The sequence below is a fragment of the Nocardia sp. NBC_00508 genome (assembly GCF_036346875.1).
Lineage (GTDB): Bacteria > Actinomycetota > Actinomycetes > Mycobacteriales > Mycobacteriaceae > Nocardia.
In genome coordinates, this window is record NZ_CP107852.1 from 2,660,926 (window position 1) to 2,674,465 (window position 13,540).

Genomic DNA, 13,540 nt, shown 5'->3' on the forward strand with positions numbered 1-13,540 from the left:
CGTCAGCCCTCCTGTGTCTTCTCTGCCGGAGCGTCGGCCACCGCAGTGGCGGCACGCCCGGCCTCGGTGCTGGTCGCCGTGGTACCGGCGGAACCGGACCGACGCGGGCGACTCGGCCGCTCCCGGCGCGGACGCTCGGGCGCGGCGGCAGCGGCGGCCAGCTCACGCTTGCCACCGACGATGTCGCCCTTGTAGATCCAGACCTTCACACCGATGCGACCGAAGGTGGTCCTGGCCTCGTAAAGGCCGTAGTCGATGTCGGCGCGCAGCGTGTGCAGTGGCACCCGACCCTCGCGGTAGAACTCCGAGCGCGACATTTCCGCACCACCGAGGCGGCCCGAGCACTGCACACGGATACCCTTGACGTTCGGCGAACGCATGGCCGACTGGATGGCCTTACGCATCGCACGACGGAACGCCACACGGTTGGACAACTGCTCCGCGACGGCCTGGGCGACCAGCTGCGCATCCGACTCGGGGTTCTTGACCTCGAGGATGTTCAGCTGCACCTGCTTGCCGGTGAGCTTCTCCAGCTCGGCGCGGATGCGGTCGGCCTCGGCGCCGCGGCGGCCGATCACGATGCCGGGACGCGCGGTGTGGATGTCCACCCGAACGCGGTCACGGGTGCGCTCGATCTCGACCTTCGAGATGCCCGCCCGCTCCATGCCGGTGCCAAGCAGCTTGCGGATCGCGACGTCTTCCTTCACGTAGTCCGCGTACTGCTTGTCCGCGTACCAACGCGACTTCCAGTCGGTGGTGATACCGAGGCGGAAGCCATGGGGATTGATTTTCTGTCCCATTTACTTTGCCCCTCCCTTCCGGCGGTTACGAGTGGCACCACCGGCGGTGGGAACGCTCTCGACCTCGATAGTGATGTGGCTGGTGCGCTTGCGAATCCGGAACGCGCGGCCCTGGGCCCGCGGCTGGAAACGCTTCATGGTTGCGCCCTCGTCGACATACGCCGTCGAGATGACCAGGGTGGCCGGGTTCAGGCCGAGGTTGTTCTCGGCGTTCGCCGCGGCGCTGGCGACGACCTTGGCGACCGGCTCGCTCGCGGCCTGCGGCGCGAACTTCAGGATCGCGAGGGCGTCCTCGACCCGCTTGCCGCGGACCAGGTCCACGACACGACGAGCCTTCATGGGGGTCACGCGAACGTGCTTGGCGGTCGCGCGCGCAGTCGGGTTCTGAGTCTCAGTCGTCATCGCCGCTTGCTCTTCCGGTCTTCCTTGACGTGGCTCTTGAACGTCCTGGTCGGCGCGAACTCACCGAGCTTGTGCCCGACCATGTTGTCCGAGATGAACACCGGCACGTGCTTGCGGCCGTCGTGCACCGCGAACGTGTGCCCGATGAAATCGGGGATGATGGTCGAACGACGCGACCAGGTCTTGATGACCTGCTTGGTGCCCTTCTCGTTCTGCACGTCCACCTTCGCGAGGAGGTGGTCGTCGACGAACGGGCCCTTCTTGAGGCTGCGTGGCATTTCTTACCTCCTCCTTCAGCGCTTCTTGCCGGTCTTGCGACGGCGGACGATGAGCTTGTCGCTCGGACGGTTGGGCTTGCGGGTCCGGCCTTCCGGCTGACCCCACGGCGAGACCGGGTGGCGACCACCGGAGGTCTTGCCCTCACCACCACCATGCGGGTGGTCGACCGGGTTCATGACGACACCACGGACCGTGGGACGGCGACCCTTCCAGCGCATGCGGCCGGCCTTGCCCCAGTTGATGTTCGACTGCTCGGCGTTGCCGACCTCGCCGACGGTGGCGCGGCAGCGCACGTCGACACGGCGGATCTCACCGGAGGGCATACGCAGCGTGGCGTAGGGGCCTTCCTTACCCAGCAGCTGGATGCTCATACCGGCGGAACGGGCCAGCTTGGCGCCGCCGCCCGGACGCAGCTCCACCGCGTGGATGGTGGTACCCGTCGGGATGTTGCGCAGCGGCAGGTTGTTGCCCGGCTTGATGTCGGCCGTCGGGCCGGACTCGATGCGGGTGCCCTGCGTCACGCCCTTGGGGGCGATGATGTAGCGCTTCTCGCCGTCCACGAAGTGCAGCAGCGCGATGTTCGCGGTCCGGTTCGGGTCGTACTCGATGTGCGCGACCTTGGCCGGGATGCCGTCCTTGTCCAAGCGACGGAAGTCGATCAGACGGTAGGCACGCTTGTGACCGCCACCGCGGTGACGGGTGGTGATCCGGCCATGGGCGTTGCGGCCGCCGGACTTGCTCAGCGGACGCAGCAGCGACTTCTCCGGGGTCGACCGGGTGATCTCGGCGAAGTCCGAGACGCTGGCGCCACGACGGCCCGGCGTTGTCGGCTTGTATTTACGGATTGCCATGAGTTCTTCTCTGCTTTCTGGAATCCCAGGCGCTTACGCGACCGGGCCTCCGAAGATCTCGATGGGCTTGCTGTCGGCCGAGATGGTCACGAGCGCGCGCTTGGTGTTCTTGCGCTTGCCGTAACCGAAGCGGGTCCGCTTGCGCTTGCCCTGACGGTTGGCGGTGTTGACGCTGGTCACCTTCACACCGAAGACCTTCTCCACGGCGATCTTGATCTGCGTCTTGTTGGTGTCCGGGTGCACCAGGAAGGTGTAGGTGCCTTCCTCGATCAGTCCGTAGGACTTCTCGGAGATGACCGGCGCCAGCAGAATGTCGCGGGGGTCGGCGATGGTGGTCACTTGCTCTCCTCCTGTGCAGCCTCGGCGGGGCCGTGCACGAACGTGTTGAGCGCCTCGACGCTGAACACCACGTCGTCGCTGTTGAGCACGTCGTAGGTGTTGAGCTGGTCCGGAGCGATCGGGTGCACGTTCTGCAGGTTCGCCACGCTCTTCCACGCGGCGACGTCCTCGCGGCCGACCACGACCAGGAACTTCTTGCGGTCCGACAGCTCGGCCAGGAAGGTCTTGGCGGTCTTGGTGGACGGACTCTGGCCGGCCACCAGTTCGCTGATCACGTGGATGCGCTCGTTGCGGGCCCGGTCGGACAGCGCGCCGCGCAGAGCGGCGGCCTTCATCTTCTTGGGCAGACGCTGGCTGTAGTCGCGCGGCTGCGGGCCGTGCACGGTGCCACCGCCGTTGAACTGCGGCGCCCGGGTCGAACCCTGACGGGCGCGACCGGTGCCCTTCTGCCGGTACGGCTTCTTGCCGCCACCGCGCACCTGGCCACGGGTCTTGGTCGCGTGGGTGCCCTGGCGGCCCGCGGCCTGCTGGGCCACGACGACCTGGTGCATCAGCGCGATGTTGGCGGTCACGTCGAAGATCTCCGCGGGGAGGTCGACGGTGCCGTTGGACTTGCCGCCGATCTCCTTGACCGGCAGCGTGAGGTTGGCCTTCTTCTCCAGGCTCGTCATGCGTGCGCACCACCCTTCACGGCGCTCTTGACGATCACGACGCCGCCCTTGCGACCCGGGATCGCTCCCTTGATCAGCAGCAAGCCGTTCTCGGCGTCCACCTTGTGCACCGACAGGTTCTGCGTGGTGACCCGGTCGTTACCCATCCGGCCCGACATGCGCATGCCCTTGAACACGCGGCCGGGGGTGGCGCAGCCACCGATCGAACCCGGGCGACGGTGCACGGCCTGCGCACCGTGCGAGGCGCCCTGACCACGGAAGCCGTGGCGCTTCATGGTGCCGGCGAAGCCCTTGCCCTTGCTGGTGCCGGTGACGTCGACGTAGCTGCCCTCTTCGAACACGTCGGCGCTGATCTCCTGGCCGACCTCGAAGGTGGAGGCGTCAGCGACCCGGATCTCGACGACGTGGCGGCGGGGAGTGACACCGGCCTTGGCGAACTGGCCGGAGACCGGCTTGTTCACCTTGCGCGGGTCGATGGCGCCGAAAGCGACCTGGACGGCGTTGTAGCCGTCGCGCTCCACGGTGCGGATCTGGGTGACGACGTTCGGCCCGGCCTTGATGACGGTCACGGGAACGACGCGGTTCTTGTCGTCGAAGACCTGGGTCATGCCGAGCTTGGTGCCCAGAATGCCTGCGGCCGGCCTGTTCTTGTTGTCAGTCATTTCTCGAGTCCCCGTCACTGAATGTTGACGTCGACGCTGGCCGGCAGGTCGATGCGCATGAGCGCGTCCACCGTCTTCGGCGTCGGGTCGAGGATGTCGATAAGGCGCTTGTGCGTGCGCATCTCGAAGTGCTCGCGCGAGTCCTTGTACTTGTGCGGCGAACGGATGACGCAGTACACGTTCTTCTCGGTGGGCAACGGCACCGGGCCGACGACGCGTGCCCCGGTGCGGGTCACCGTCTCCACGATCTTGCGCGCCGATGCGTCGATCGCCTCGTGGTCATAGGCCTTGAGCCTGATGCGGATCTTTTGTCCCGCCACGCTAAGTGTCCTTTTCTCCGCTTTCCTTCGTGGCCCGCCGAGCTGGCTAACCAGCCTTCTGGACCACCCTCATTTGCACAGCCCGAACACACGAAGACGTCCCAGCCCGAGTGGGTCAGGCCCGGAGGAGGCAGTCTGCGTAACCACGCAGGGCCCCGCTCGGGCTAGATCCGACACAGTCGAGAGACCACGACCGGGCATGCCCGATCCTCGCCGCTGTTCATCTGTCATGGTTCTCCGGTCCACGCGGTCGGGCGTGTCGCCCGTCCGCTCATTCCTCGGCTCCGGATCGCAAAGCATCTCAGGCCTGGAACATTTGTCCCGGACGTACCCACGCCGAAAACCCGGCGGGGTACATAATGGGGTACTGCTCGCCCTGCTCAGCCACCCGTTTCACGAGGAAACGGACACGGCCCGGTGCAAGGCAACCCGAACAGTATGCCCGACGCCCCGGCGACACTTCAAATCAGGTCGCGTAGGGCTGCCATCAGAGCCGGTAGCTGGAACTTACTTTGGAGTAAGATACGGCTCATGACCAAAGAGACCGCGACCTATCGCAGCTGGAAGAAGCTGCCGGACAACCGGCTGGGGCACGCCCTGTTCTCGCTGGGGATGGTGGCTCGAGTGCCGTACTTCGGCACCGTGCTGCCGAATGTGGTCCGGCTCGAACCGGGGCTGTGCGAGGTGACCTCGCCGAAATGGTTCGGCATCCACAACCACCTGGGCACGTTTCATGCCATCGCCTCGTGCAATCTGGCCGAGGTCGCGATGGGCATGCTGAGCGAGGCGACCGTTCCGGCGACGCACCGGTGGATTCCGAAGGCGATGAACGTGCAGTACCTGGCCAAAGCCGAGACCGGTCTGCGCGCCGTCGCGAAGCTGGCCGAGGTCCCCGACTTCGCGACCATCACCGAAGGCCACGAGCTGGTGGTACCGGTGTCGATCTACGACAAGCACGGCCTGGAAGTCGTGCACGCCGACATCACCACCTGGGTGACACCCAAATAGCCGCGGCAGCTGCCGATCGGGTCACCACCAACACAACCACACGGCCAAAACCCCGTTTTCGAGCGCAGCGAGACCGAGCATTCCCCGTTCGCGGCCCGGCTCGCGTCCCCGTGACCGCCGTGTCCGCGACGAATCGCCAGCGGCGGTCACTAGCCCACATGGGTGTCGGCGAACATAGGTGCTGCGGTTTCCGCATTGCGTGACCACTGGGCCCGACTCCCGTTTTCGAGCGCAGCGAGACCGAGCATTGCCCGTTCGCGGCGCCGAAGGCGCTGCAAATCAGACAGAGCACGGTAGAGGCCGGGTGTCGCCGGAGAGTGCCGACAGAACGGCCGCGGCGGCGCGCGGGTCGGCAAGCAATCCGCTGTGGTTCGCGATGTTGCCGGGGCAGCCGTCCTGGAGCCAGACGTTGCGGTCGCCTTCGGCGGGAGCGGCGAGCAGGGCGGTGTCCTGCGGGGTGATCACTTCGTCGGCGCGGGAGGCGATGGCCGTATACCGGAGACCGGACACGGTCTCGCCTCCCGCGTTCAGCCGGTTCAACAGCGGTGATCCGACCACCTGCTGCTGTCCCGGAGTTCCGTAGACCTGGGCGGCGATCTGCGCGTTGCCCAGGCCGAGCGAAGCCAGGTCCGGGTAGCTGCCGCGCAACCCGGCCCAGGTCGAACCGCGATACGGCGTTCCCATGGTCACTACCTGCGACACCGCGTCCGCGCCGCGGGCCCGCAGGTACTGCCGAATCACGGTGCCGCCGGTGGAGTGCCCGACCAGCGCCACGCGACTCGCCCCGGTCGCGTTCCGTACCGCTTCCACGACATCGGCGAGTTCCACGGCCATCCGGTCGATGTCGGCCACGCCGTAGACCACGCGCCCGAGCAGCGCGGCGCCGATCGGCCCGGCTCCGGTCGAGCTGGAACCGGTCTGGCCGCTCACCGCGTCGACAACGCCCGGCGCCGCACCGAGATTCGCGGCGAACACACAGTGCCCCTCGGCGCGCAGCGCGGGCGCGAGCAACGGAAAGCTGCGGGCGGTATCGGTGCCCGACCCGTGCAGGAGCACCACCGGCTCGGACCGCGCCTGGGTGGGCCTGCAGGACCAATCGTTGGCACCGTCCAGCGTTGGCATCTGCGGCACGGCGACCGCGTTCGGTAGGTGCAGCAGCGCCGTCCAGGCGGCGACGGCCAGCAGAGCGGCGATCCGCGCGGCGTGCGAGCGAAGAGTCATCTCGAAGTCCCGCGGATCAAATGCCCAATGGGGCGGCCAGCGTCGGCCAGGAGTCCTTCAGCGCGTCTTCCCAGTAGCCCCAGGTATGGGTGCCCTCCGACCGGAAGTTGTAGCGCGCCGGAATTCCCAGACTGTCCAGCCGGACCTTCATGTTGTGCGAGCAATAATTGGCGCCCGCCTCGATGATCCCGCCGAGCACGATCTGATTCGAGAAACCCCATGCGCCGGGCAGCGAATACTTCCCGCCGTAAACGTCGTAGACACCGGGAAGCCCATTTCCGCTGGCGATGTAGATCGACTTTCCGCGCAGCCCTTCCGCCTGCACGTAGGGATCGTTGGCCCGCCACTGCGGGTCGCCCGCGGGCCCCCACATGTTGTCCATCTCCGCCCAGCCCCATTCCTCGACGGTGAGCCGGATGAACTCCCGGCCCACCGGGTCGCTGGTCTGCGCGCAACCGCTGTAGGCAGCGACGCTGGAGAACAGGTCGCCGGTGGTCGCGGCGAGCGCGAGCGTCGTGGTCGCCGACATCGAGAATCCCGCGACCGCGTTGCGTCCGTTCGTTCCGAGATACGCATCGATCAGCGGCGGCAGTTCGCTGCTCAGGAACGTCTTCCATTTCTGGCGCCCGAGCCTGGGATCGTCCTTCTGCCAGTCCGCGTAGTAGCTGAACATCCCGCCGATCGGCGTGACCGCATGCACGTTCTTATCCGAGAGGAATTGCATTGCATCGGTTTTCGTGGACCAGGTGGAGCCATCGGTGCCGCCGCCCGCACCGAGCAGCATATAGAGCACCGGACGCGGCACACTGGTGTCCGCGGCGCGCTGCACCTCCACCGGGATATCGAGATCCATGGCGGCGGAATGCACCGTCAACGTCAGATTGCGAGCGCTGTGCTCCTGCACGGAAACAATAGAAGACTCCGCGGGTGTCGCGTTCGCCTGCGCCGGTACGACCGCCGATGCTGCCGCGCCGACGGTGGCGGCGAACAGCACGAGCCGGCGGAGGTGGCTTCCTCTCATGATGCCCCTTATCCCAATCCCGGAACGCCTCACGTTCCGAGCTCAGGCTATGGTGCGCGCCAAGGCATTTCATGACTGAAGTTGCTGGGCCACTGATTCTGGGGGCATGCGCGAAAATGGAATTCGCATCGACACCCCGACTGTTTGTGGCCGATATCGCGAGACCCGAATTTCTTGGGCTCGCGTGATCGAGATAGTTGCGCTCGGGTCGGCCGAGCGGATTGAATGCCCCTATGGGTGTCAGCGCGGTCCGGGAAGTCGATGTGTGCGTGGTCGGGCTCGGCCCGGCCGGGCGGGCACTCGCGCACCGCGCACTGCGGGCCGGACTGTCGGTGACCGCGATCGATCCACGTCCCGACCGCCTGTGGCCACCGACCTTCTCCTGCTGGGTGGACGAGCTGCCGGACTGGTTGCCGTCCAGCGCCATCGCGACCACGATTCCGGCGCCAACGGTCTGGACGAATACCGAGCATCGCATCGACCGGCCCTACTGCGTGCTGTCCAAACCTGGCCTGCGCGCGGCGCTCCCGCTCGACGACGCCACCGTCGTGGCGGGCCGCGCCACCCGGGTGGACGCGCATCGAGTGGAACTCGCCGACGGCACGGTGCACGCCGCGGCAGCGGTGTTCGACACTCGGGGGCTGCCCGCCCTCGGACGCCGCAGAGCGGTCAGCGCGCACGGTATTTTCGTCGACGCCGAGACAGCCGCGCCGATGGTCGTCGAGGGCGAGGGTCTGCTGCTGGACTGGCGCCCGGAGAACGGCGCGGGACCCGACGAGCCACCGTCGTTCCTCTACGCGGTGCCGCTCGGCGACGGAACGGTGATCTTCGAGGAGACCAGTCTCGGCCTGCGCGGCGGTATGCCGCAGCACGAACTGCGCAAACGCACGCTCAACCGCCTCGCCGCGCACGGCATCCGGCTCACCGGCGGCGAATCGATCGAGGCGGCGCACTATCCGCTCGATCAGCCGCCGCCGCGCAAAGGCGAGGCGAGGGCGATTCCGTTCGGTTCGCGCGGCGGCATGATGCACCCGTGCACCGGCTACAGCGTCGCCGACTCACTGGCGCTGGCAGACACCGCGATCACCGCGCTGCGCCAGCGCCGCGACCCGATCGCCGAACTCTGGCCACTACGCGCGCGACTGGTGTACTGGATGCGGATGCGTGGCCTCTACGGCCTGGGCAGACTCACCACCGAACAGTCCATCGCCATGTTCGACGCGTTCTTCAGCGCATCCCCGCGCGGCCAGCGCGCTTTGCTGTCCGCGCACGACGACTATGCCGCCCTCGGCGCTGTGCTGTTCAATACGGTCTCGCACACGTGGCCGTTCCGCTGGCGCTTCGATCTGGTCGGCTGGACCAACCGGCATCGCTGGCTGGACTACGACTTCGATCAAGCGCCGGTCTCGGCCGCACGCCGGTAGCCACGAATCGCGGGATAGGCGAACACCGCGATCAGCCCGATCACCCAGGCGAGTGTCTTCAGCAGCGGTTCGGCCACCGGGCCGCCGTAGGACAGCCCCTTCATCGCGTCGATGGCGCAGCTCATCGGCTGGTTCCCGACGACGTCCTGCAGCCACGTCGGGTAGACGAACGTCGGCACGAATCCGGAGTTGAAGAACATCAGCAAGGTGCTGATCAGGCCGATGGTGTTGACCAGCATCACACCCTCCGACATCGTCGCCACGGCGGTGACCAGCACCGCGAACGCCACACCGAACAGCACGGGAATACCGATCAGCGCCAGCGCCGCCAGCGGTCCCTGCTCGAAGCGGAAGCCGATGGTGAAGCCGACCGCGATCACGAACAGCGTGGTGACCAGCACCCGGATCGCCTCGGCGAGCAGGCGCCCGGTCAATCCGGCCGCGCGATGGACCGGCATGGTCCAGAACCGGCCGAGCAGCCCGGTGAGCTTCTCCATCTTGAAGCCGAGCGCGCTGACCACCGCACCCGACATGGCCGCGACGAGCGTGATCATCGGAACGGTTCCGTAGACGCTCGGCTGGCCGGTGGCCAAGGAGATCGAGTCGCCGAGCACGATGCGGAACATCAGCAGGGTGAGCGCCGGATACACCAGCGTCTGGATCGTCGTCGCCGGATCGCGCGCCCACACCAGCAGCAGTCGCTTGCACTGGACCAGGCTGTGCGCGGCCCAGTTGCGGACCGACCCCTCCGGGCGCGCCGCCACCTCGGGCAGCGCCGACGGGCCGATCCGCTCGGCCGCGTCGCCGGCGGGCGCGATGGTCGCCTCCACAGAACTCATGACCGCCTCACACTCGCCCAGATCGCCAACGGAACGAACGCCGCCGCGAGCCCGATCACCCAGACCAGCGGCACCCACAACACCTGCCAGGTCACGCCGTCTGCCGCCATATCGCGCAGGGCGAAGGAGAACTGGGAGATCGGCTGGTTGCGCACAAAGGGACGAATCCACTCCGGGAAGCTGCGTTCGGGCACGAACCCGCAGGACAGCATGCCGAAGATCAGCGTCGGCAGGGTCAGGGCCTGGCTCAGCGACTCCGGGCTCTTGGTCAGGCTGCCGAGCGCGTCGGCGCCGATCGCCAGCACCGTGCCGATGGCGAGGGCGAAGACACAGAACAGCACCGCCTGACCGAAGCCGGCGACGAAGCGGAATCCGATGATGTATCCGAAGATCACCGCCGCGGTGAGCGAGGTGACCGACCGGACCAGCCCGGCGCAGATGCGCGCGGAGAACGGCACCAGCGTGCCGATCGGCATGGTCTGCAAGCGGGTGCTCAACCCGGTCATCGCCTCGAACGCGGCCACCTGCGCGTTCGACATCATCGTGAAGGCCATGGTCTGTAGCACTATGATCGGCATGACGAACTGCGCGTAGTCGATGCCCTGGAACTTCATCACATAGCGCAACGGCAGATAGAAGCCGACCGTGAACACCAGCGGCGTGACCACCGCGACGACCAGCTCGCCTTTGGTCGCCATGGTGCGGACGATGCGGCCGGTCAGCGCGCGCCACTGCGCGAAGGCCGATGGCCGTGCGGCGGGCAGGCCGGCGAACAGCGTCGTTGCGGCCGGTGTGCTCTCCGGGGCGGTCGCAGCGGTCACGCGTGACCGCCCGAGTGGCCGGTGATGGACAGGAACACGTCATCGAGCGAAGGGCGGCGCAACGCGATGTCGGCCAGGTCGACGCCCGCGCTGTCGAGCCTGCGTAGCGCCTCGGTCAGCGTCGCCGCGCCCTCCGGCGCCGGGATGGACAGCCGGTCGTTGCCGTCCAGGTCGGCCAGCACCGCGGGCGGCACCAGGTCGCCGAGCGCGTACGCGGCGGTACGCAGCTTGGTCGGATCCAGCGGGACCACTTCGCAGTAGCTGCCGCCGGTCTTCTCCTTGAGTTCGTCGGCGGTGCCCTCGGCGATCACGGTGCCCTTGTCGATCACGATGATGTTGTCGCTGAGCACGTCGGCTTCCTCGAGGTACTGCGTGGTCAGCAGCACGGTGATGCCTTGTGCCTTCAGCGCGGTCACCAGATCCCAGACACCCTGGCGGCTGCGCGGGTCGAGGCCGGTCGTCGGCTCGTCGAGGAACACCACCTCGGGACGCACTACCAGGCCGCAGGCGATGTCGACGCGGCGGCGCATGCCACCGGAATAGTTGCGCACCGCGCGGCGGCCCGCGCTGACCAGATCGAATTCCTCGAGCAAGGTGTCGGCGCGCTCGCGGGCCGCGGACTTGCCCAGGCCCATCAGCCTGCCGAACAGCTCCAGGTTCTCCCGGCCGGAGAGGTTCTCGTCCAGCGCCGCGTACTGCCCGGTCATCATGATCGAGCGGCGCACGCCCGCCGGGTCCTTCAGCACGTCGTGCCCGGCGACCACCGCGGTACCGGAGTCGGGACGCAACAGGGTGGCGAGGACCTTCACCATGGTCGTCTTGCCCGCGCCGTTGGGGCCGAGGATGCCGAGGACGGTGGCGCGTTCGGCGGCGAAGCTGACGCCTTGCAGTGCATGCACGTCGCCGAATGATTTGCGGACGTCCGCTACCCGGACCGCTGGCTCACCCGCATGCGAATCTGCTTGGTTGGAACTCGGCATCAACTCTCCACTATCGGCCGGCACGGCGACGAGGTCGCCCGAGCGCGTGCTTGCGCTCGGATTGGTGATCCGTCGCGCTCGGCGTGATGTTACCGGCCCGCTTCCCGCGGCTTTCGCCTCGCGCAGGTACATCGAGGACGCGTCCGTCCACTGCGCTTCGATTGTGTCCTTACTCACATTTCCCCCTCCCGGTTCGTCGCGCAAGGGATCGACGCTGGTGAGGGCGATCCGGGGCAGCGGAGTGGCAGCGGACGAGCCTTGTCGGCCCACCGCGCCAGCCCATAGTCTGCTCAGTGGGGGACCACACTCACTCGTCCGCGGCTGCGCCCCGCTGAGCGGTCCGCACGCTGGTTTCCACACTGCGAGAGGTGATCATGGCCGAGTCCGCGCAGCCACGGGTGGCGGCGCGTCCGGGAGGAACGGGCCGAACGAACGTGCTGACATCCTACGATCCGCGTACCGGCGAGGTCGTGGGCAACTACGCCGTGATGGGCAGCGGCGAACTGAACCGCGCCGTGCGCGCCGCCCGCGCCACCGAAAAGTGGTGGGCGGAGCTGGGATTCAGTACTCGCAAGCGCTGGCTGCTGGATTGGAAACGCGATATCGCCCGGCGCTCGGGCGAATTGGTTGCCTTACTGTGCGAAGAGACCGGAAAGCCGGAGGTGGACGCCGCGATCGAGGTGATGCTCGCGGTGGAGAACCTGGACTGGGCCGCGCGCAACGCCGCCCGCGCGCTGGACCGGCGGCGCATCGGCTCCAGCTGGCTCAGCCGCAATCAGCGGGCCTCGGTCGGCTACCTGCCGCTCGGCGTGGTCGGGGTGCTCGGGCCGTGGAACAACCCGGTGTTCACTCCGATGGGGTCGATCGCTTACGCAATGGCGGCGGGCAACGCCGTGGTGTTCAAACCGCACGAGCTGACCACCGGCGTCGGGGTGTGGCTGGCCGACAGCTGGTCCCGGCTCGCGCCGAATCAACCGGTGCTGCAAGTGGTTACCGGCGACAGCGCGACCGGCACGGCGCTGTGCCGGGCCAAGGTCGACAAGATCGCCTATGCCGGCTCGGACACGGGGGCCCGCGACGTGATCTCGGCGTGCGCGCAAACCATGACTCCGGTCGTCGTCGAGCGCAGCGGCAAGGGCAGCATGGTCGTGCACGTGGACGCGAAGCTCGACGACGCCGCGGAGGCCGCGGTGTTCGGCGCGATGGCCAACGCCGGGCAGAACGCCACCGGCATTCAGCGGGCCTACGTCGCCCAATCGGTCTACGACCGTTTCCTGGAACTGGTCGTGGATCAAGCCGGCAAGCTGCGGCCGGGCGCGGACCGGAAAGCGTCCTATGGCCCGATGATCATGGAGTCACAGGTCGACGTGGTGCGCAGGCAGGTGCGCGACGCGGTGGCTCGCGGCGGACGCGCGGTGGTCGGCGGGCTCGACTCGATCCGCGAGCCCTATATCGAACCGATCGTGCTGGCCGAGGTGCCGGAGGAGAGCAGCGCCATTACCGGCGAGGGCATCGGCCCGGTGCTCATCGTCAACAAGGTGGCGAGCATGGACGACGCCGCCGAGCGGATCAACGCGGTCGGCACCGATGTCGCGGTGTCGGTGTTCACCAGGGACGTGCACGAGATCGAGGCGTTCGCCGAGCAGCTGCGAGTCGGGGTGGTGACGATCAACTCCTCCACCGCGTACGCGGGCATCCCGGCACTGCCCTTCGGCGGGGTGGGCGAGTACGGGCAGGGCCACAGCCACGGCGACCAGGGCCTGCGCGAGTTCAGCAGGACCCTGGCCATCGCGCGCAAGCGGTATCAGGCACCGGTGAACCTGTCCACGTTCGACCGGCACCCGCGGCACCTGCGGCTGGCCAGAACGATCTTCCGGATCCGGCACGCACGCACCTGAGCCG

General features: G+C 67.6%; 16 protein-coding genes. 3 read left to right on the forward strand and 13 right to left on the reverse strand.

Annotation, left to right across the window (positions count from 1 at the left end):
- Window positions 1-2: 2 nt before the first annotated feature.
- Genes rpsC through rpsJ form a run of 8 tightly spaced genes read right to left on the reverse strand, consistent with a single transcriptional unit; the run spans window position 3 to window position 4,324 of the window.
- Complete coding sequence (rpsC, locus tag OHA40_RS11785; RefSeq protein ID WP_330233093.1) at window positions 3-800, reverse strand: 30S ribosomal protein S3; 798 nt, start codon at window positions 798-800, stop codon at window positions 3-5.
- Entirely contained in the window at window positions 801-1,202 is a 402-nt protein-coding gene (gene rplV, locus OHA40_RS11790; RefSeq protein WP_194817299.1) for a 50S ribosomal protein L22, read from the reverse strand.
- A complete protein-coding gene (gene rpsS, locus OHA40_RS11795) occupies window positions 1,199-1,480 on the reverse strand; it encodes a 30S ribosomal protein S19 (protein ID WP_014981659.1) in 282 nt (93 codons plus the stop codon). Before rpsS ends, rplV begins: the two co-directional genes overlap by 4 nt.
- 15 nt (window positions 1,481-1,495) lie before the next feature.
- Window positions 1,496-2,332 carry a 50S ribosomal protein L2 gene (gene rplB / locus OHA40_RS11800; RefSeq protein ID WP_040864840.1) on the reverse strand — a complete coding sequence of 279 codons (837 nt, stop codon included), beginning with the start codon at window positions 2,330-2,332 and terminating at the stop codon, window positions 1,496-1,498.
- A 33-nt stretch (window positions 2,333-2,365) separates the two neighbouring features.
- The gene (rplW, locus tag OHA40_RS11805) at window positions 2,366-2,671 is read right to left on the reverse strand and encodes a 50S ribosomal protein L23 (protein ID WP_330233094.1); all 306 of its coding nucleotides are present in this window, start codon (window positions 2,669-2,671) and stop codon (window positions 2,366-2,368) included.
- A complete protein-coding gene (gene rplD / locus OHA40_RS11810) occupies window positions 2,668-3,342 on the reverse strand; it encodes a 50S ribosomal protein L4 (protein WP_330233095.1) in 675 nt (224 codons plus the stop codon). The genes rplW and rplD overlap by 4 nt, the downstream gene beginning before the upstream one ends.
- On the reverse strand, window positions 3,339-4,004 hold the full coding sequence (rplC, locus tag OHA40_RS11815; RefSeq protein WP_330233096.1) for a 50S ribosomal protein L3: 666 nt from the start codon (window positions 4,002-4,004) through the stop codon (window positions 3,339-3,341). Before rplC ends, rplD begins: the two co-directional genes overlap by 4 nt.
- A 14-nt stretch (window positions 4,005-4,018) precedes the next feature.
- A complete protein-coding gene (gene rpsJ, locus OHA40_RS11820; RefSeq protein WP_003938093.1) occupies window positions 4,019-4,324 on the reverse strand; it encodes a 30S ribosomal protein S10 in 306 nt (101 codons plus the stop codon).
- Between the two features lie 531 nt (window positions 4,325-4,855).
- On the opposite strand from rpsJ, the gene OHA40_RS11825 reads away from it, so the two are divergent.
- Entirely contained in the window at window positions 4,856-5,332 is a 477-nt protein-coding gene (locus OHA40_RS11825) for a hotdog fold domain-containing protein (protein WP_330233097.1), read from the forward strand.
- Window positions 5,333-5,611: 279 nt separating this feature from the next.
- On the opposite strand, the gene OHA40_RS11830 is transcribed toward OHA40_RS11825, so the two are convergent.
- Together OHA40_RS11830 and OHA40_RS11835 are read right to left on the reverse strand one after the other, a co-directional pair.
- Window positions 5,612-6,553, reverse strand: a complete 942-nt coding sequence (locus OHA40_RS11830) for a lipase family alpha/beta hydrolase (protein WP_330233098.1) — start codon at window positions 6,551-6,553, stop codon at window positions 5,612-5,614.
- Between the two features lie 16 nt (window positions 6,554-6,569).
- Window positions 6,570-7,574, reverse strand: a complete 1,005-nt coding sequence (locus tag OHA40_RS11835; RefSeq protein WP_330233099.1) for an alpha/beta hydrolase — start codon at window positions 7,572-7,574, stop codon at window positions 6,570-6,572.
- A 233-nt stretch (window positions 7,575-7,807) separates the two neighbouring features.
- Here OHA40_RS11835 and OHA40_RS11840 point away from each other — a divergent pair, with 233 nt between their 5' ends.
- Complete coding sequence (locus OHA40_RS11840; RefSeq protein WP_330233100.1) at window positions 7,808-8,998, forward strand: lycopene cyclase family protein; 1,191 nt, start codon at window positions 7,808-7,810, stop codon at window positions 8,996-8,998.
- Here the strand turns inward: OHA40_RS11840 and OHA40_RS11845 are convergent.
- Genes OHA40_RS11845 through OHA40_RS11855 form a run of 3 tightly spaced genes read right to left on the reverse strand, consistent with a single transcriptional unit; the run spans window position 8,968 to window position 11,638 of the window.
- Complete coding sequence (locus OHA40_RS11845) at window positions 8,968-9,837, reverse strand: ABC transporter permease (RefSeq protein ID WP_330233101.1); 870 nt, start codon at window positions 9,835-9,837, stop codon at window positions 8,968-8,970. The genes OHA40_RS11840 and OHA40_RS11845 overlap by 31 nt on opposite strands.
- The gene (locus OHA40_RS11850; RefSeq protein ID WP_442943984.1) at window positions 9,834-10,658 is read right to left on the reverse strand and encodes an ABC transporter permease; all 825 of its coding nucleotides are present in this window, start codon (window positions 10,656-10,658) and stop codon (window positions 9,834-9,836) included. Before OHA40_RS11850 ends, OHA40_RS11845 begins: the two co-directional genes overlap by 4 nt.
- Window positions 10,655-11,638, reverse strand: a complete 984-nt coding sequence (locus tag OHA40_RS11855; RefSeq protein WP_330234135.1) for an ATP-binding cassette domain-containing protein — start codon at window positions 11,636-11,638, stop codon at window positions 10,655-10,657. Before OHA40_RS11855 ends, OHA40_RS11850 begins: the two co-directional genes overlap by 4 nt.
- Before the next feature lie 374 nt (window positions 11,639-12,012).
- Between OHA40_RS11855 and OHA40_RS11860 the strand changes: the two genes are divergently transcribed.
- Window positions 12,013-13,536: an aldehyde dehydrogenase family protein gene (locus tag OHA40_RS11860; protein WP_330234136.1), complete on the forward strand. Its 1,524-nt coding sequence runs from the start codon at window positions 12,013-12,015 to the stop codon at window positions 13,534-13,536.
- The last annotated feature ends 4 nt before the right edge of the window (window positions 13,537-13,540 follow it).